This is a genomic window from Variovorax sp. DAIF25 (assembly GCF_050711835.1).
GTDB lineage: Bacteria > Pseudomonadota > Gammaproteobacteria > Burkholderiales > Burkholderiaceae_C > Variovorax.
Genome location: NZ_CP136636.1, coordinates 3126586 through 3145336 on the forward strand (window position 1 = coordinate 3126586; position 18751 = coordinate 3145336).

14 protein-coding genes and 1 other RNA gene are annotated in these 18751 nt (G+C 71.0%); 11 read left to right on the top strand and 4 right to left on the bottom strand.

Annotation, left to right across the window (positions count from 1 at the left end; all coding sequences use genetic code 11):
* Position 1 precedes the first annotated feature (1 nt).
* Genes R0232_RS14465 through R0232_RS14475 form a run of 3 tightly spaced genes read left to right on the top strand, consistent with a single transcriptional unit; the run spans position 2 to position 7085 of the window.
* Positions 2-2587 (top strand): PD-(D/E)XK nuclease family protein, encoded by a 2586-nt coding sequence (locus R0232_RS14465; protein WP_431512532.1) that lies wholly within the window; start codon positions 2-4, stop codon positions 2585-2587.
* Complete coding sequence (locus R0232_RS14470; protein ID WP_431512533.1) at positions 2584-5847, top strand: UvrD-helicase domain-containing protein; 3264 nt, start codon at positions 2584-2586, stop codon at positions 5845-5847. The genes R0232_RS14465 and R0232_RS14470 overlap by 4 nt, the downstream gene beginning before the upstream one ends.
* Complete coding sequence (locus tag R0232_RS14475; RefSeq protein WP_431512534.1) at positions 5844-7085, top strand: TIGR03862 family flavoprotein; 1242 nt, start codon at positions 5844-5846, stop codon at positions 7083-7085. Before R0232_RS14470 ends, R0232_RS14475 begins: the two co-directional genes overlap by 4 nt.
* A 77-nt stretch (positions 7086-7162) precedes the next feature.
* Here R0232_RS14475 and ffs read toward each other — a convergent pair.
* Positions 7163-7259, bottom strand: an RNA gene (gene ffs, locus R0232_RS14480) — signal recognition particle sRNA small type.
* A 118-nt stretch (positions 7260-7377) separates the two neighbouring features.
* Here ffs and dnaX point away from each other — a divergent pair.
* From dnaX to R0232_RS14515, 7 genes are all read left to right on the top strand, one after another.
* A complete protein-coding gene (gene dnaX, locus R0232_RS14485) occupies positions 7378-9243 on the top strand; it encodes a DNA polymerase III subunit gamma/tau (protein ID WP_431512535.1) in 1866 nt (621 codons plus the stop codon).
* Between the two features lie 124 nt (positions 9244-9367).
* The gene (locus tag R0232_RS14490) at positions 9368-9700 is read left to right on the top strand and encodes a YbaB/EbfC family nucleoid-associated protein (RefSeq protein WP_007836669.1); all 333 of its coding nucleotides are present in this window, start codon (positions 9368-9370) and stop codon (positions 9698-9700) included.
* Between the two features lie 24 nt (positions 9701-9724).
* The gene (gene recR, locus R0232_RS14495) at positions 9725-10315 is read left to right on the top strand and encodes a recombination mediator RecR (protein WP_093341325.1); all 591 of its coding nucleotides are present in this window, start codon (positions 9725-9727) and stop codon (positions 10313-10315) included.
* A gap of 55 nt (positions 10316-10370) precedes the next feature.
* Positions 10371-10763: an MAPEG family protein gene (locus R0232_RS14500; RefSeq protein ID WP_208513568.1), complete on the top strand. Its 393-nt coding sequence runs from the start codon at positions 10371-10373 to the stop codon at positions 10761-10763.
* Between the two features lie 160 nt (positions 10764-10923).
* On the top strand, positions 10924-11958 hold the full coding sequence (locus tag R0232_RS14505) for an ABC transporter substrate-binding protein (protein ID WP_057594211.1): 1035 nt from the start codon (positions 10924-10926) through the stop codon (positions 11956-11958).
* A 78-nt stretch (positions 11959-12036) separates the two neighbouring features.
* Positions 12037-12852 carry an ABC transporter ATP-binding protein gene (locus R0232_RS14510; protein WP_093341331.1) on the top strand — a complete coding sequence of 272 codons (816 nt, stop codon included), beginning with the start codon at positions 12037-12039 and terminating at the stop codon, positions 12850-12852.
* Entirely contained in the window at positions 12849-13688 is an 840-nt protein-coding gene (locus tag R0232_RS14515; RefSeq protein ID WP_057594209.1) for an ABC transporter permease, read from the top strand. Before R0232_RS14510 ends, R0232_RS14515 begins: the two co-directional genes overlap by 4 nt.
* 35 nt (positions 13689-13723) lie before the next feature.
* On the opposite strand, the gene R0232_RS14520 is transcribed toward R0232_RS14515, so the two are convergent.
* The 3 genes from R0232_RS14520 to gloB all read right to left on the bottom strand — a co-directional run bounded on the left by R0232_RS14520 (position 13724) and on the right by gloB (position 17926).
* Positions 13724-15490, bottom strand: coding sequence for a monovalent cation:proton antiporter-2 (CPA2) family protein (locus R0232_RS14520; protein ID WP_431512536.1), 1767 nt, complete (start codon positions 15488-15490; stop codon positions 13724-13726).
* Between the two features lie 82 nt (positions 15491-15572).
* Positions 15573-17150: a transglycosylase SLT domain-containing protein gene (locus tag R0232_RS14525; protein WP_431512537.1), complete on the bottom strand. Its 1578-nt coding sequence runs from the start codon at positions 17148-17150 to the stop codon at positions 15573-15575.
* Positions 17147-17926, bottom strand: coding sequence for a hydroxyacylglutathione hydrolase (gene gloB / locus R0232_RS14530; RefSeq protein ID WP_398498283.1), 780 nt, complete (start codon positions 17924-17926; stop codon positions 17147-17149). The genes R0232_RS14525 and gloB overlap by 4 nt, the downstream gene beginning before the upstream one ends.
* Between gloB and R0232_RS14535 the strand changes: the two genes are divergently transcribed.
* Positions 17925-18710 carry a class I SAM-dependent methyltransferase gene (locus R0232_RS14535; protein ID WP_256222384.1) on the top strand — a complete coding sequence of 262 codons (786 nt, stop codon included), beginning with the start codon at positions 17925-17927 and terminating at the stop codon, positions 18708-18710. The genes gloB and R0232_RS14535 overlap by 2 nt on opposite strands.
* Positions 18711-18751 lie beyond the last annotated feature (41 nt).

Sequence of the window (18751 nt, forward strand, 5' to 3'; positions counted from 1 at the left end):
CATGAACGAAGGCCATCCCGTCCAGGCCCTGTGGTGCGACCCTGCCGATGGTGTGGTCGCGCGCATCGTGCGCGTGCTCGCCGAACGCCAGGCGCATGCGGCGCGCACGATGGTGCTGGTGCCCTATGCGCAGCTCATGGGCGTGGCGCAGGCCATGTGGGCGCGCTGCGGCTCGCCGGGCTTCGTGCCGCGCTTCGAGACCACGCGCAACTGGGCGCGCAGCGCGGGCGGCTTCGTCCCTTCGGGCTACGACATCGCCTTCGACATGGCGCGCGACCTCGTGACCGCGCAGGGCCTGCTCTCGCAGACCGGCTTCGGCGCCGAACGCTTCGCGCTCGCGGGCCGCGTGGTCGAGCTGGCCTACCAGCTCGCGCCGCTCGCGGCCGCGGTCGCGCCCGAGGAGCGCGGCAGTGCCTGGGCCGAGCGCGCCGCGGGCGTGGCCGATGCGGGCAGCGAGTCGGAGTGGTTCCGCATCGAGAGCGCGCTGATCCGTATCGCGGTCGCCTGGGCCGCGAACGCGAGCTATGCCACCGACGTGCTGCTGCGCGAGCCCGCGCGTGCGCAGATCGACGTGCTGATCGTGCTCGAGGGCTTCCAGACCGACCCCTTGACGCAGACCCTGTGCAGCCTGTGGGGCGAGCGCGCCGTTCGCCTGTCGCTGGTGCCGGCCATCGCGCCACTCGGGCAGTCCGCGGCCCATGTCGCGATCGATCCCGAGGACGAGGCCGAGCTCGCCGCGGCCTGTGCGCTGCGCCACCTGGCCGAGGGCCGCAGCCCGGTTGCGCTGGTCGCCACCGACCGCGCGCTCACGCGCCGCATCGGCGCGCGGCTCAAGGGGCAGGGCGTCACGGCGCAGGACGAGACCGGCTGGAAGCTCTCGACCACGCGCGCGGCCGCCATGCTGATGAGCGCGCTGCGCGCCTGCGCGCACGACGCCGGCAGCGACCAGGTGCTCGACTGGCTCAAGAGCGGCGACGACGGCGATGCACTCGCGGTGCAGGGACTCGAGTCGAGATTGCGGCGCGAGGGCGTGCGCGACTGGTCGGCCTGGTGCGCGCAGGCCGCGCACAGCGAGAAGCCGCAGGACGTCGCGCTGATGCCCTTCACGAACGAGATCGAGGCCCGCCGCGCGCCGATGGCGCGGGCGCGCCCGCTGGCCGAATGGCTGGTCGCATTGCGCGCGCTGCTCGAGGCGGCCGGCCAGTGGGAGCCGCTCGAGGCCGACCTCGCGGGCGGCAAGGTGATCTCGGCACTGTGGCTCGATGCCGGCGCGCACGGCGACGACGAGGCTTTTCCAGGCGGCCGTCACACGCTGTCCGAGTTCACGGCCTGGGTGCGCGACGTGCTCGAGGACGCGAGCTTCGTGCCGCCCGTCAATGGCGAGATACCGCAGGTGATCGTGCTGCCCTTGCACCAGCTGCTGGGCCGGGCCTTCGGCGCGATCGTGATCCCGGGCTGCGACGACCGCCGCCTGCCGGCATCGCCCGAGCCGCCCGGCAACTGGAGCGCCGCGCAGCGGCTCGAGCTCGGCCTGCCTTCGCGCGAGGCGCTCGAGGCGGCGCAGCGCGCGGCCTGGAACGCGGCCCTGTGCAATCCCTGGTGCGAACTGCTGTGGCGCAGCGCCGATGCCAGCGGCGAGCCCGTGCGGCCCAGCCCGCTGGTGCAGGGCCTCGAGCTCGACCATGCGCTCGCGTTCACCGACGATCCGCGCACGCGGCGCGAAGTGCCCGTGCGTCCCACCCTCTATCCGACGCCCTCGGGCGCGCTGCTGCCGCTGCGCAACGTGTCGACCAGCGTCTACGAGGACCTGCGCCGCTGTCCCTATCGCTTCTTCGCGCTGCGCCAGCTCGGCCTGCGCAGCGCCGACGAGCTCGATGCCGAGGTCGACAAGCGCGACTTCGGTAACTGGCTGCATGCGGTGCTCGGCCATTTCCACGAGACGCTGCAGCAGACGCCCACGCGCGACGCCGGCGAGCGCCTGCGCTTCATCGAGGACGCTGCCGTGCGCGCCACGCGCGAGTACGGCCTGTCGGACGCCGAGTTCCTGCCCTTCGCCGCGGCCTGGCCCGCGGTGCGCGATGGCTACCTCGACTGGCTAGCGGGCCACGAGGCCGCGGGCGCGATCTTCGTCGAGTCGGAACCCTGGAAGGAACAGCCGCTGGGCGCGCTGCAGCTGGTGGGCCGGCTCGACCGCATCGACCGCATGCCCGATGGCCAGCCCTTCGTGATCGACTACAAGACCGAGTCCTCGGCCGTGACCAAGGAGCGCGTGAAGGAACCGACCGAGGACACGCAGCTCGCCTTCTATGCCGCGCTGGTGGCCGACGACACGCTGCGCGCGGCCTACGTCAACGTGGGCGAGAAGTCCTCGGGCACGCAGACGGTGGAGCAGCCGGTGGTGGTGCAGGCGCGCGATGCGCTGGTGGCCGGCATCCTCGACGACTTCCGGCGCATCGCCGAAGGCACGCCGCTGCCGCCGCTGGGCGAGGGCACGGTGTGCGAGCACTGCACCGCGCGCGGCCTGTGCCGCAAGGATTTCTGGAGCGACGATGCCGGCGCCGCCGTGCTGCAGGGGAGCACGCCATGAACGGCGCCGCCTACGAACACAACGGCCAGCGCGTGCCGCGCGAGGCCTTCTACACCGTCGCCTGCGATCCGCGGCGCTCGGTGGCGGTCGAGGCCTGCGCGGGCGCGGGCAAGACCTGGATGCTGGTGTCGCGCATCGTGCGCGCGCTGCTCGACGATGGCGCCAATGCCTGCCAGCCGCACGAGATCCTCGCCATCACCTTCACCAAGAAGGCCGCCGGCGAGATGCGCGAGCGGCTCGACCAGTGGCTCGAGGCCTTCGCCGAGCGCGAGCCTGAAGAGCTGGTCAAGGAACTGGTGATGCGCGGCATGCCGCCGGTCGAGGCGCTGGCCGCCGCGCCGCGCCTGAAGGGCCTGTACCGGCACCTGCTCGAAGGCGGCCGGCCGGTGCAGTTCCGCACCTTCCACGCCTGGTTCGCGGGCCTGTTGCGCAATGCGCCGCTGGCGGTGCTGCGCGAGCTCGGCCTGCCGTCGAACTACGAACTGCTCGAGGACGATGCCGAGGCGCGCTCGCGCACCTGGCGTCCGTTCTTCGAGGCCGTGACGGCCGACCCCGACGCGCTGGCCGACTACTACGCGGTGGTCGCCACCTACGGCCGCTCGCAGACCGCCAAGGCGCTCGGCGAGGCGCTCACGCGGCGCGTGGAGTTCTCGCTCGCCGAACCGGCCGAGGCGGTGCGGCATTTCGCCGACCTGCATCCGGCGCTGGCCGGCTTCGACACGCCGACCGACGCGCTGCGCGGCGAGGCCGTGCGCCGGCGCTGGCTCGACCGCGCCGCCGCGCTCGGCCGCGAGACCAACAAGACGCCGCAGAAGGCGGCCGAGGCCGTCATCGACATCTTCGGCACCGGCGAGCCGGCCGAGTCCGCGCTGCCGGCGGCGCTCGCGCTGCTGCGCAAGAGCTTCTTCGTCGCGACCGAAGACCGGCTCAACAAGAACCTGCAGAAGTACCCGGCCGCGCAGGAGGCCGAGGTCGAGCTGCAGCTGCTGTGCGCCGCGCAGGCCCAGCACGCGGCCTGGCTCTACCAGCAGCGCATGACGCGGCTCACGCGCCTGCTGATCGATGCCTTCGCGGGCGTCAAGCGGGCCCATGGCTGGGTCGACATGAACGACGTCGAGCAGGCCGCGCAACTGCTGCTGGGCCAGTCGGCGCTCTCGGGCTGGGTGCAGGAGCGGCTCGATGCGCGCATCGCACACCTCTTGATCGACGAGTTCCAGGACACCAACCCGCTGCAGTGGCAGGCGCTCTACGGCTGGCTCAGCGCCTACGTGGGCGCGGGCGGCAGCGCGCCGCGCGTGTTCGTCGTGGGCGATCCGAAGCAGAGCATCTACCGCTTCCGCCGCGCCGAGCCGCAGGTCTTCATCGCCGCGAAGAAGTTCGTGCGCGAGGGCCTCGGCGGCGAGCTGCTCAACTGCGACCACACGCACCGCAATGCGCGCGCCGTCGTGGGCCTGGTCAACCAGGCCATGCTGGCCGCGCAGGAGGCCGGCGAGTTCGACGGCTTCCGTGCCCACACCACCGAGCGCAGCGACGAGGGCGCGCTGCTGAAGCTGCCGGCCATCGAGCGCGATGCCGCCGAGGCCGCGGCCGAGGCGGCTCCGGCCGACGACGGCATGCTGCACTGGCGCGACAGCCTGGTCACGCCGCGCGTGCTGCCCGAGGAGCAGCTGCTGCAGAAGGAGTGCGAGCAGGCCGCGCGCTGGATCGCGCAACTGATCGCCGACGGCACGCCGCCGCGCCAGATCATGGTGCTGTCGCGCCGCCGCAGCCGGCTCGCCGCGATGCAGGACGCGCTGCGCCAGCGCCACATCCCGGTGCAGCAGCCCGAGAAGAACGAGCTGCACGATGCGCCCGAGGTGCAGGACATGGTGGCGCTGATCGACGCGCTGGTCTCGCCCGCGCACGATCTCTCGCTGGCGCGCGCGCTCAAGTCGCCGCTGTTCGGCATCGGCGACGACGACCTTGTGCAGTTGGCGCTGCGTCAGCGCGCGCTGCCGGGCTGGAGCTGGTTCCGGCTGCTGCAGACCGGCGAGGACCTGCCGGCCGCGCTGGCCGAGGCCGCGCCGCGTCTCAAGCGCTGGCAGCGCTGGTTGGCCACGCTGCCGCCGCACGATGCGCTCGACGCGATCTTCCACGACGGCGACGTGCTCGCGAAGTTCGGCGCGGCCGTGCCCGCCGCGCTGCGCCAGGGCGCGCTGGCCAACCTGCGCGGCCTGCTGGCCGCGTCGCTCGACATCGACGGCGCGCGCTTCGTCACGCCCTATGCGCTGGTGCGCGCGCTGCGCGCCGGCGGCGTCCGCGCCCCGTCGGTGGCCGCGCCCGAGGCGGTGCAGTTGCTGACGGTGCACGGCGCCAAGGGGCTCGAGGCCGACACTGTGCTGATGCTCGACTGCGACGCGCCGCCGCCGCGCGCCCAGACCATGGGCGTGCTGGTCGAGTGGAAGGGCGGCGACCGCGTGCCGACGCGCTTCGTCTTCCTCGCGAGCGAGAAGACGCCGCCGGCCTGCGCGGCATCGCTGCTGCTCGACGAGCAGCGCGCGCGCCACCGCGAGGAGCTCAACGGCCTCTATGTCGCGACCACGCGCGCCCGCGCGCGGCTGGTCCTGTCGTCGGTGCGCCCCGCGCGCGCCAACGAAGGCAGCTGGTGGGCGCGGCTGGCCGAGGCCTGCGAGACCGTCGATGCCGACGAGCCGCTGGTGGCTCCGATCGTGGCGCAAGCGCAGGCCGTCTTCGCGATCCACGAGCTGCCGGCGTTCGCTTCCGCGACGCCGCCGGTACCCGTCGTGCGCAAGGAAAAGGCGGCCACCCTCGACGCGCGCGCCGCGGCCTTCGGCCAGGCGATGCATCGCTTGCTCGAATGGTCGGTGCCCGGCGAGCCCTTGGCCGCGGCCCATGTGCGCGCGGCGGCGCAGGAGTTCCTGCTCGACGCGCAGCAGGCGCGCGGCGCCGCGGCGCTGGCCGCGCGCATCCGCGCCGGCGCGGGTGCCTGGGCCTGGGACCTCGAGCGGATCGACTGGCACGGCAACGAGGTCACGCTGGTGCACGAAGGCGACACGCTGCGCATCGACCGGCTGGTGCGCGAGCGCGCCAGCGGCACCTGGTGGATCCTCGACTACAAATCGGCCGCAAGGCCCGAGCGCGATGCCGCGCTCATCGCACAGATGCAGCGCTACCGCGCGGCCGTGCAGCAGGCCCATCCCGGTGCCACGGTACGCGCCGCGTTCCTGACCGGGCAGGGCGAACTGGTGAACCTCGAATGACCTCTTCTCCCACCGTCGCCGTGATCGGCGGCGGCCCCGCCGGCCTGATGGCGGCGGAAATCCTATCCGCGGCCGGTGCGAACGTGCACCTCTACGACGCCATGCCCTCGGTGGGGCGCAAGTTCCTGCTCGCGGGGCGCGGCGGGCTCAACCTCACGCACTCCGAGCCCTTCGAGGCCTTCGTGGGCCGCTTCGGCGAACGCCGCGCCGAACTCGAGCCGATGCTCGCGGCCTTCGGTCCCGCGCAACTGCGCGAATGGGCCGCGGGCCTGGGCATCGGGACCTTCGTCGGCAGCTCGGGCCGCGTGTTTCCCACCGACATGAAGGCCGCGCCGCTGCTGCGTGCCTGGCTGCACCGGCTGCGCGAGGCCGGCGTGCAGTTCCACATGCGACACCGCTGGATTGGCGATGCCGCGGTCTCGCCCGGCGTGCTGCGCTTCGACACGCCCGCGGGCGAGGTCGAGGCCTCGGCCGACGCGGTGGTGCTCGCGCTCGGCGGCGCGAGCTGGGCGCGGCTCGGTTCCGATGGTGCCTGGGCGCCGCGGCTGCAGGCGCAGGGCGTGGCGGTGGCGGACCTGCAGCCTGCCAACTGCGGCTTCGACGGCAGCGGCTGGAGCGCGCATTTCTCGGAGCGTTTCGCGGGCCAGCCCTTCAAGTCGGTGGCCGTGTCGTTCACCGACAGCCGCGGCCGGCAGTTCGCGCGCAAGGGTGAGTTCGTCGCCACGGCGGGCGGCATCGAGGGCAGCTTGGTCTATGCCGTCTCGGCCCTGCTGCGCGACGAGATCGCCGCGAACGGCAGCGCCACATTGCTGCTCGACCTGCTGCCCGACCGCAGCGCCGAGCAGGTGCTGGCCGCGGTCAAACATCCGCGCGGCGCGCGTTCGCTCGGCAGCCATCTCAAGAGCCGGCTCGGCCTCGAGGGCATCAAGGCCGGCGTGCTCTACGAGGTGCTGAGCCGCGAGGCGATGCACGATCCGCTGCAGCTCGCGCAGGCGATCAAGGCCGTGCCGCTGCGGCTGCTGGCCGCGCGCCCGGTCGACGAGGCGATCAGCACCGCGGGCGGCGTGCGCTTCGAGGCGCTCGATGCGCAGCTGATGGCGAGCGCGCTGCCCGGCGTGTTCGTGGCGGGGGAGATGCTCGACTGGGAAGCGCCGACCGGCGGCTACCTGCTCACGGCCTCGATGGCCAGCGGCGTCGCGGCCGCGCGCGGCGTGCTTGCGCGGCTGGGTCTTGCGTGAGACCCAGGCCGTGATCGATGGAACGAGGAGCGGTTGGCGCGGCTCCCGTTTCGAGCCGAAACGAAAGCGCTGAAGAAGTTGACGAGCCTTACCCCTGGCACTGACTACGCAGTTAGGGCTGCTTGGTTCCCCACCTGACCCGGTTGGCCACTTCACCATGCAGGGAGGCCCGTCAGCGGCGATTCTAACCTCGCTCGCGTTGCCCCCTTCGTCGGGGCGGTGAATCGATCGATGAGAAACATCGAAGAGGCGGACGCCGAAGGCCCCCTTCGCGGCTTTTAGAATGGGCGCAATGTCCTATATCGTGCTCGCCCGCAAGTTCCGTCCGAAAACCTTCGCTGAGATGGTCGGTCAGGGGCACGTGGTGCAGGCGCTCGAGAACGCGCTCACCACCCAGCGCCTGCATCACGCCTACCTGTTCACCGGCACGCGCGGCGTGGGCAAGACCACCGTCTCGCGCATCCTGGCCAAGTCGCTCAACTGCCAGGGCCCGGACGGGCAGGGCGGCATCACCGCCACGCCCTGCGGCGTGTGCCAGGCCTGCCGCGACATCGACGCCGGCCGCTTCGTCGACTACACCGAGCTCGACGCGGCCTCGAACCGCGGCGTGGACGAGGTGCAGTCGCTGCTCGAGCAGGCGGTCTACAAGCCGGTGCAGGGCCGCTTCAAGGTCTTCATGATCGACGAAGTGCACATGCTGACCAACACCGCGTTCAACGCGATGCTGAAGACGCTCGAGGAGCCGCCCGAGTACCTCAAGTTCGTGCTGGCCACCACCGATCCGCAGAAGGTGCCGGTCACGGTGCTGTCGCGCTGCCTGCAGTTCAACCTGCGCCCGATGGCGCCCGAGACGGTGCTCGAGCACCTGACCTCGGTGCTGCAGACCGAGCAGGTGCCGGCCGAGCCGCAGGCGCTGCGCCTGCTCGCGCGCGCGGCGCGCGGCTCGATGCGCGACGCGCTCTCGCTGACCGACCAGGCGATCGCCTTCGGCAACGGCGAGCTGGTCGAGGCCGGCGTGCGCCAGATGCTCGGCAGCGTCGACCGCGGCCATGTGTTCCGCCTGATCGAGGCGCTCGCGCAGGGCGACGGCAAGACCGTGGTCGAGACCTCCGAGGCGCTGCGCATCGACGGCATGTCGGCCGCTTCCACGCTCGAGGAAATGACGGCGGTGCTGCAGGCCATGGCGGTGCTGCAGGCCGTGCCTTCGCGCGCCGAGGCCGCCACGTCCGCCACCGATCCCGACGCGGCCGACACCGCGCGGCTCGCGCTGCTGATGCCGGCCGACGAGACCCAACTGCTCTACAGCCTGTGCCTGCACGGCCGCGGCGAGCTCGGCCTCGCGCCCGACGAATACGCCGCGCTCACGATGGTGCTGCTGCGGCTGCTGGCGTTCAAGCCTTCTCAGAACGCGGCCGGCTCGGCCTCCGCGGAAAAAAAAACTCTGAATGAAGCCCCGGCGGCGGCGCCGGCCCCCGTTGCCGCCCCCGCGCAGCCGCCGCGGCCGATCCCGGTGCGCAGCATGTCGGCCGAGGCGCCGCGTCCGGCGCCCGTGTCCGATGCCGCGCCCATGCAGCCGCCGGCCCACGCGCCCGCGGGCCACCGCCTGCCGGTCGTCGACCAGCCCGTGCGCCGGCCCGAGGCGCGTCCGCCCGAGGACGCCCCCGAGCCCGATCCCGCCCAGGTGGTCGCCGTGCCGATGCGCGTGCAGCCGCCGCCCGGCGCGCGCGACACGCCGCGCGACGGCGCCCAGGCCCCGGCCGCGCCGATCCCGCCGAGCGAGGAGGGCGACTTCTGGTTCGCCACTGTCACGCAGCTGATCGCGGCCGAGAGCATCGCCGCGCTCACGCGCGAACTGGCGCTGCAGTCGCAGCTCGTGGCGCGCGACACCGACCAGTGGCTGCTGCGCATCGAGCGCGAGTCGCTCAACCAGCCCTCGAGCCGCGAGAAGCTGATCGCCGCGCTGGCCGCGATCGGCCACGAGGTCAAGCTCGCGATCGAGGTCGGCGGCGTGGTCGACAGCCCGGCACGCCGCAACAAGGCCGCCGCCGACGAGCGCCAGCGCATCGCCGAGGAGGCGATCCGCAGCGATCCCGAGATCCAGGCCCTGATGCGCGACTTCGACGCGAGGATCGTCCCGGGCTCGCTCAAACCGGCCTGAGCGCAGCGGGCCACGCGCAGCGGCGACAATCGGCCGTGGCCCTTGCGGCGGCGAGGCTTCGCCGCCATCTGCGCTTCCATCTCTTATCCTTCTCCATCCACCCAACCGATCCACAGGACCAACGATGTTCAACAAAGGACAACTGGCCGGCCTCATGAAGCAGGCGCAGGCAATGCAGGACAACCTCAAGAAGGCCCAGGAAGAACTGGCCCACATCGAGGTCGAGGGCGAATCGGGCGCCGGCTTGGTCAAGGTCGTGATGACCTGCAAGCACGACGTCAAGCGCATCACCATCGACCCGAGCCTGCTGGCCGACGACAAGGACATGCTCGAGGACCTCGTGGCCGCCGCCTTCAATGCCGCCGTGCGCAAGGCCGAGGAGACCAGCGAGCAGAAGATGGGCAAGCTGACCGCCGGCATGCCGGGCCTGCCCCCGGGCATGAAGCTGCCGTTCTGATGCCGCTGCGCCACCAAGGCTGACGTGTCCGACGCCGGTTCCCTCGACGCGCTCGTCGATGCGCTGCGCCGCCTGCCGGGCGTGGGCGTCAAGTCGGCCTCGCGCATGGCCTTCCACCTGCTGCAGCACGACCGCGAGGGCGCGCAGCTGCTCGCACGCGCCCTGCAGCAGGCGGCGGGGCAGGTGCGCCATTGCGAGCGCTGCAACACCTTCACCGAGATGCCGGTGTGCAACGTCTGCCTCGACGTGCGGCGCGACGCGACCAAGCTCTGCGTGGTCGAGACGCCGGCCGACCAGGCCGCGCTCGAGCGCACCAATGCCTTCCGCGGCTACTACTTCGTGCTGATGGGCAAGCTCAGTCCGCTCGACGGCATCGGTCCCAAGGACATCGGCCTGCAGAAGCTGTTCGAGCGCGCGCTCGACGGCACCGTGGCCGAGGTGATCCTCGCGACCAACTTCACGGCCGAGGGCGAGGCCACGGCGCACGTCATCGGCGATGCGCTGCGCCAGCGCGGTCTCACGGTCACGCGGCTCGCGCGCGGCGTGCCCGCGGGCAGCGAGCTCGAGTACGTGGACCTCGGCACCATCGCGCACGCGCTGGTCGACCGGCGCTGATCCCGCGGCGGCCACCGCCGCTGCGCGGCGCATCCAAGAGATTCCGGAGACACCCATGACCCTGTCGCTGCTCACCGTCGCCTACTGGTGCGTCTTCATCGCCTGCGGCCTGCCGTACCTCGCGGCCTGGATCGCCAAGGCCGGCGCGTTCCGGCCCAGCGACAACGCGCAGCCGCGCGATTGGGCCGCCAGGCAGGCGGGCTGGCGTGCGCGCGCCAATGCCGCGCAGGCCAACAGCTTCGAAGGCCTGCCGTTCTTCATCGGCGCGGTGCTCATCGCGCACCAACTGGGCGCCGCGCAGCTATGGATCGACCGCCTCGCGATCGCCTACGTGCTGTTGCGCGTGGCCTATCTCGCGCTCTACATCAAGGGCATTCCGGCGCTGCGCAGCGCGGTCTGGGCGGCTGCGTTCGTGGTCAACATCGCGATCCTGTTCCTCGCGAAATAGCGCGGACTAATCCGGCCTTTTTCACTCTGTGAGAGGCCTTCATGCTTACGTGAAAACCCGCACGGGATGACCCCGATGCAGCGACCCTGCGCGCGCCCCTAAGCTCGATTCAGTTTCGACGCATCCCAGAGCCACCCCAAGCCGCCGCAGGCCACGTTCCATGCTTCACCGCCGCACCCTCATCTCCGCCTCGGCCATCGCCGCCGCCACCATCGCGTTGCCGCGGGTGTTTGCGCAGCCGAAGCTGGAGAAAACCAAGATCTCGATCGCGGTCGGCGGCAAGGCGGCGTTCTACTACCTGCCACTCACCATCTCCGAGCAGCTCGGCTACTTCAAGGCCGAGGGGCTCGACGTCGAGATCTCCGACTTCGCGGGCGGCGCTCGCGCGCTGCAGGCGGTGGTCGGCGGCTCGGCCGACGTGTGCTCGGGCGCCTACGAGCACACCATCAACCTGCAGGCCAAGAACCAGTTCTTCCAGGCCTTCGTGCTGCAGGGCCGCGCGCCGCAGATCGCGATGGGCGTGTCGACCAAGAACATGTCGAGCTATGCCGGCATCGCCGACCTCAAGGGCAAGAAGATCGGCGTCTCGGCGCCGGGCTCGTCGACCAACATGGTGGCCAACCTCGTGCTCTCGCGCGGCGGCCTCAAGGCCAGCGACGTGAGCTACATCGGCGTCGGCGTCGCCGCCGGCGCGCTCACCGCGCTGCGCTCGGGCCAGATCGACGCCATCAGCAACACCGACCCGGTGATGACCATGCTCGAGCAGAAGGGCGACGTGAAGATCATCAGCGACACGCGCACGCTCAAGGGCACGCAGCAGGTGTTCGGCGGGCCGATGCCGGCCGCCTGCCTCTACGCGCCGGTCGACTTCGTGCAGAAGAACCCCAACACCTGCCAGGCGCTGGCCAACGCGATCGTGCACGGCCTCAAGTGGCTGCAGACCGCGGGCCCGGGCGACATCATCAAGACCGTGCCCGAGACCTACCTGCTCGGCGACCGCGCGCTCTACCTCGCCTCGTTCGACAAGGTGCGCGAATCGATCGCGCCCGACGGCATCGTGCCGTCCGAGGGACCCAAGACCGCGCTGGCGGCGATCGCGAGCTTCGACACCTCCGTCAAGGCCGACAAGATCGACCTGGCGAAAACCTACACCAACGATTTCGCACGGCGAGCGAAGGACAGGTTCAAGGCCTGACCTCGATGTCCCGCGACCCGGCTTCGGCCGGGTTTTTTCTGGGGGACGCGCATCGCCCGCCAGCCATCCAGTTCCGCCATGTCCGACCACGCACTCGAACTCCTCTCGATCAGCTGCATCTTCCATTCGAAGGACGACCCCGGCCAGCGCTATACCGCGGTGGCCGACACCACCTTGCGCGTGCGCGCCGGCGAGTTCGTGTCGGTGGTCGGTCCCACGGGCTGCGGCAAGTCGACCCTGCTCAACATCGGCGCGGGGCTGCTGCAGCCCTCGTCCGGCACGGTCAAGGTATTCGGCCAGCCGCTCGCGGGCATCAACGCGCGCGCGGGCTACATGTTCCAGACCGAGGCGCTGATGCCGTGGCGCAGCGCCATCGACAACGTGATGGTGGGACTGCAGTACCGCGGCGTGCCTGATGCCGAAGCGCGCCGCGAGGCCGAGGCCTGGCTCGCGCGCGTGGGCCTCTCGGGCTTCGGCGACCGCTATCCGCACCAGCTCTCGGGCGGCATGCGCAAGCGCGTGGCGCTGGCGCAGACGCTGGTGCTCGACCCCGACATCATCCTGATGGACGAGCCCTTCAGCGCGCTCGACATCCAGACCCGGCAATTGATGGAGAACGAGGTGCTCGATCTCTGGAGTGCGAAGAAGAAGGCCGTGCTGTTCATCACCCATGACCTCGACGAGGCCATCGCGATGAGCGACCGCGTGGTGGTGCTCTCGGCCGGGCCCGCCACCCATCCGATCGGCGAGTTCGAGATCGACCTGCCGCGCCCGCGCGACGTGGCCGAGGTGCGCACCCAGCCGCGCTTCGTCGAGCTGCACACCCAGATCTGGGAGGTGCTGCGCGACGAGGTGCTCAAGGGCTACGCGCAGCAACTGAAGAAGGCCGCATGATGTCGCGCCTGGCCCTCAACGAACGCAACGCGCGCTTCTGGCAGCTGGTGCTGCTGGTGGTGATCCTCGTGGGCTGGCACCTGGCCTCGCGCAACCAGCAGGTGGCCTTCTTCCTCGGCGAACCGATCCAGGTGGCTGGGCGCATCTGGAGTTGGTTCCTGCCCTTCGAGGTGCCGGCGAACCCGCTGTTCCCCGACGGGCTCAAGGGCAATGCCGACATCTACCTGCACCTGGGCACCACGCTGCTCGAGACCGTGCTGGCCTTCGGCATCGGCACCGTGCTGGGCCTGGGCTGCGGCCTGTGGCTCGCGCTCGCGCCCACCGCGAGCCTGATCCTCGACCCCTACATCAAGGCCGCCAACTCGATGCCGCGCGTGATCCTCGCGCCGATCTTCGCGCTGTGGTTCGGGCTCGGCATCTGGAGCAAGGTGGCGCTGGCGGTCACGCTGGTGTTCTTCATCGTGTTCTTCAACGTCTACCAGGGCGTGCGCGAGGTGAGTCCGGTGGTGCTGGCCAATGCGCGCATGCTGGGCGCCAACCAGCGCCAGCTGCTGCGCACCGTCTACCTGCCGAGCGCCACCAGCTGGGTGTTCTCGAGCCTGCACACCTCGGTGGGCCTGGCCTTCGTGGGCGCGGTGGTGGGCGAGTACCTGGGCTCGGCGCGCGGCGTCGGCTACCTGATCCTGCAGGCCGAGGGCACCTTCGACGTCAACACCGTGTTCGCGGGCATCGTGGTGCTGACGGCTTTCGCGCTCGCGCTCGACGCGCTGGTGGGCCTGATCGAGAAGCGGCTCATGAAGTGGCAGCCGCGCAGCGGCGAGACCGAGAAGCTCTGAACCGCGCGGCGGCCCGAGAACGAGCTCGGGCGCGCTCAGGCGTTCTTGCCGTGCGCCTCGGTGTTGACCTGCACCAGCGCGCGGCCCGCGAAGATGCCGCCGGCCATCTCGAGCACCAGGCGCTCCGCGTCGCGCCGCCGCAGCTCGTCGATCACCTCGTCGGCCTCGGTGTCGGAGGCGCCTAGCGCCAGCACGCCCTGGCGGCCGAAGGCCATCGCCGATTCGAAGGTCTCGCGGATCTGGAAGTCGACGTTGAGCTTGCCGATCTCGAGCATGTGCTCGCGGTCGTAGGCGCGCACCAGCAGCTGCGCATGCGGGAACTCGGCCTTGAGCAGCTCGACGATGCGCGTGGTGGCGGCCTTGTCGTTCACGCAGACCATGATGACGCGCGCGCTGTGGGCGCCGGCGGCATGCAGCACGTCGGCGCGCGAGCCGTCGCCGTAGTAGACCTTGAAGCCGAACAGGGCGGCATCGCGGATCACCTGGGTGTCGGTGTCGATGATCGCGATCGAGGCGCCGCGCGCCAGCGCGCCCTGGATCGCGATCTGGCCGAAGCGGCCGAAGCCGATCACCAGCACGTTGCCGACCAGGTCCTCGGCCTTGTCGATGCCGTCCATCGACTCGGCCACGGCCGGCGCGAAGCGGCGGTGCGCGAGCACCACCAGCGGCGTGAGCGCCATCGAGAGCACCACCACCGCCGTCATGTTGGCGTTGACCACCGGGCTGATGACGCCCGCGGCGAGCGCCGAGGAGAACAGCACGAAGGCGAACTCGCCGCCCTGGGCCATCAGCACCGCGCGGTCGAGCGCGTCGGTGCGCGAGCTCTTCGCGAGCCGCGCCACCGCGTAGATGCACAGCGACTTCACCACCATCATCGACAGCACGCCGGCCAGGATCAGCTGCCAGTTGCGCGCCACCACCGCGAGGTCGAGCGACATGCCCACGCCGATGAAGAACAGCCCGAGCAGCAGGCCGCGGAAGGGCTCGATGTCGGCCTCGAGCTGGTGGCGGAAGGTGGATTCGGACAGCAGCACGCCCGCGATGAAGGCGCCCATGGCCATCGAAAGGCCACCGAGTTGCATCAGCAGCGCGGCGCCCAGCACCACCAGCAGCGCGGCGGCGGTCATGACCTCGCGCGCCTTCGAGTTGGCGAGCACGCGGAACAGCGGGTTCAGCAGCCAGATGCCGGCGGCCACCAGCGCCGCGAGGGCGGCCAGCGCGATGCCCACGCCGATCCAGCGCGAGCCGGCCTCGACCACGTGCTGCGTGGCGTCGGGCGGCGCGATGAAGGCCACGATGGCCAGCAGCGGCACGATCAGCAGGTCCTCGAACAGCAGCACGGCGACGATCTTCTGGCCGCGCGGCGCCGCGATGTCGCCGCGTTCCCCGAGCAGCTGCATCACGATGGCGGTGGAGGTCAGCACGAAGCCCATCGCGCAGACGAAGGACACGGCGAGCGGGAAGCCGAAGGCCATGCCCACGCCGGTCAGCAGGATGCCGCAGACCACCACCTGCAGGCTGCCGAGGCCGAAGATGTCGCGCCGCATGCTCCACAGGTGCGAGGGCCGCATCTCGAGGCCGATCACGAACAGGAACATCACGACGCCGAGCTCGGCCGTGTGCAGGATGGTCTGGGGATCGGTGAAGAGGCCGAAGCCGAACGGGCCGATGGCCAGCCCCGCGGCCAGGTAGCCCAGCACCGAGCCGAGCCCGATGCGCTTGAACAGGGGCACCGCGACCACCGCGGCACCCAACAGCGTGACGACCTTGACGAGATCGCCCGCACTTCCTTCCACTGCCATGTCATGGCCCTCCTGATCTCGTTATTCGTGGCCGGCGCCGCGAAAGGTGTTGCGCCGGTCGTGCCGCCATCTCGGCGCTTCTTCAGCGCTTCTTCTTCGAGGGCGTGCCGCCGCGCTTCTCGCGCACCACCTGCTTGCTGGGCGCGCTGGCCGGCACCTTGCTCACGTTGCTGCCGCGCTTGACCTGCGCGACCGGGCGGGCGCGCGGACCGGCACCGCTGCCGACGCGCGCGGCCGGGGCTGCGCGCACCGGCAGGTAGACCACCACGCTGATGCCGCGCTTGAAGGCATGGTTGGGCTTGACGTCGTTCCACTCGGCGACGTTCGCGGGCCGCAGGTTGTAGCGCCGCGCGATGCTCGCCACGTTGTCGCTGCGCCCGGCCTTGACGGTGGTGCGGCGCGTGACGATCTCGGGCTGGAAGCTCAGGTGGCCGCTGTCGGCCACCACCGCCGCCACGTCCTCCTTGACGCGCGCGCCGCGCGGCACGATCAGCGTGGAGCCGGCCTTGATCAGCATGCGCGGCGGCACGTTGTTGAGCGCGCGCAGGTCCGACTCGCTCATGCCGGCGCGCTGCGCGGCATCGGCCACGGTCATGGTGTTGGGCACGACCCAGGCGGTCCAGCTCGCGTACTGGCCCTGCGTGTAGGCGTCGAAGTTGCGCTGGAACACGGCGGCGTTGTCCCAGGGCAGCAGGATCTCGGAGGTGCCGGCGGCGATCAGCACCGGCTTGTGGGCCGCCGGGTTGAGCGCGCGGAAGTCCTCGATGCGTACGTCGGCGAGCTTGGCGGCCAGTTCCACGTCGAGGTCGCGCGTGAGCGGCACGGTCTGGAAGTAGGGGTGGTTGGCGATCACCGGCAGCTCGGCGTTGAAGGCCTGCGGGTTGGCCACGATGTTCTTCACCGCCTGCAGCTTGGGCACGTACATGCGGGTCTCGGCCGGCATCGTGAGGTCGCTGTAGGTGGTGGGCAGGCCCAGGCGCTGGTTCTTGGCGATGGCGCGGCTCACGCTGCCTTCGCCCCAGTTGTAGGCGGCCAGCGCGAGCTGCCAGTCGCCGAACATGTTGTAGAGCTTCTGCAGGTAGTCGAGCGCGGCGCGCGTGGAGGCGACCACGTCGCGGCGGTCGTCGCGGAAGATGTTCTGCTTGAGGTCGAAGTCGGTGCCGGTGGCCGGCATGAACTGCCACATGCCGGCGGCGCGCGCGCTCGACACGGCCTGCGGGTTGAAGGCGCTCTCGATGTAGGGCAGCAGCGCCAGCTCGGTGGGCATGTTGCGCCGCTCGAGTTCCTCGACGATGTGGAAGATGTACTTGTTCGAGCGCTCGGTCATGCGCTGGATGTAGTCGGGCCGGCTCGCATACCACTGCTCGCGGTCGCGCACCAGGTCGCTGTCGAGGTCGGGCATCTTGAAGCCGCGGCGGATGCGGTCCCACATGTCGGCCGGCGGGGCCAGCGTGACCACGCTCTGCGAACGCGCCTCGCTGCTGGCGATCGGGGCGAGCTGGCCGCTCGGGTAGATGGGCGCGGCCCGGCTGGCGGCGGCGCCGCCGGCGGGGGGAGAGGAGGGGGAAGGGGAGGAAGACGAGGAAGAGGGGGTGCCGGTGCCCGCGCAGCCGGCGAGCAACAGGATGCCTGCAAGGCAGGCGGCAGCGGTGAGTTTCATCGGAAGTCGTTTTTCCATTGGCGCAGCGCCGCGAACACGTCGGCTTCGCCCGCGTCGGGGGACAGCTCGGCATGCGCGCGCACCGCTCGAAGGACAGTGGCTTCGCGGCTGCGAAGAAAGGGGTTGATCCGGCGTTCGAGGGCCAGCTGCGATGGCAGCGTGGGCTCGCCCTGGGCGCGCAGGCTTTCGCAATGCGCCCGGTACTGAGTCAGGTCGGTGTTGCCGGGTTCCACCGCCTGGGCGAAGCGCAGGTTAGAAAGTGTGTATTCGTGGGCGCAGCATACGCGGGTGTCGCCGGGCAGCGCGGCGAGCGCGTCGAGCGAGGCCAGCATCTGCGCGGGCGTGCCCTCGAACAGGCGCCCGCACCCGCCCGAGAACAGGGTGTCGCCGCAGAACAGCAGCGGCGCACGGCCCTCGGCGGCCGGCAGGAAGTAGGCGATGTGGCCGGCCGTGTGGCCCGGCACGTCGATCACCTCGAAGCGCAGGCCCAGCGCCTCGGCCCGGTCGCCCTGCACCAGCGGGGCATAGGGCTCGGGGATGCGCTCGTGCCTGGGACCCCACACCGCGGCGCCGGTGGCGGCGCGCAGCTCGGCCACGCCGCCCGTGTGATCGGCGTGATGGTGCGTGACTAGAATCGCGGCCAGTTGCAGCTTGCCGCTTGCCAGTGCGTCGAGCACCGGCCGGGCATCGCCCGGGTCCACCACGATCGCGTTGGACCCGTCCTGCAGCATCCAGATGTAGTTGTCGGCGAAGGCGGGCAGCGGAACGAGGGTCATGAGCGGTCAAATTATAGGTTTGCAGGAGTGGTTCGCGACCCCCCCCGGACGCTACCTTCTCGCCTGGGAACAAGCCCAGTTCGACCAGGCCGTGGCCGACGTTTTCGGCTACCACGCGCTGCAGCTCGGGGCCGCCCAGGTCGAGGGCCTGCGCGCCAACCGCATGCCCCACCGCTGGCTGGCGCTCGACGACCCGGCGCACCTCGCGCATGCGCCGCAGGCCGTGCTGCTGACCGATTTCGCGGCGCTGCCGTTCGCGGCCAACAGCCTGGACCTGGTTGTGCTGCCGCATGCGCTCGAGCTCAGCCCCGATCCGCACGCCACCCTGCGCGAGGTCGAGCGGGTGCTGGTGCCCGAGGGCCGGGTGGTGATCTGCGGGCTCAACCCGACCAGCCTCTGGGGCATGCGGCAGCGCCGCGCGCACCTGTACCGGCGCCTGGGCTTCGGCGAACTCTTCCTGCCCGAGGGCGGCGAGTTCATCGGCTACTGGCGCATGCGCGACTGGCTGCGCCTGCTGAGCTTCGAGGTCGAGTCGGGCCGCTTCGGCGTCTACCGGCCGTCCGCGCGCAGCGAGGCCTGGCTCGAGCGCAGCCGCTGGATGGACGTGGCCGGCGAGCGCTGGTGGCCGATCTTCGGCGCGGCCTACTTCCTGGTGGCGGTCAAGCGCGTGCGCGGCATGCGCCTCTTGAGCCCCGAATGGCGCCGCGCCAGCGCCCGCGCCACGGCGCCGGTGCCGATCGCGGGCAAGGTGCACCGGCAGGGACGCCGCGCCGACGGCGAATGACGTGAATGAATATCGACAGTGAAGAAATGAAGGAACAGAGA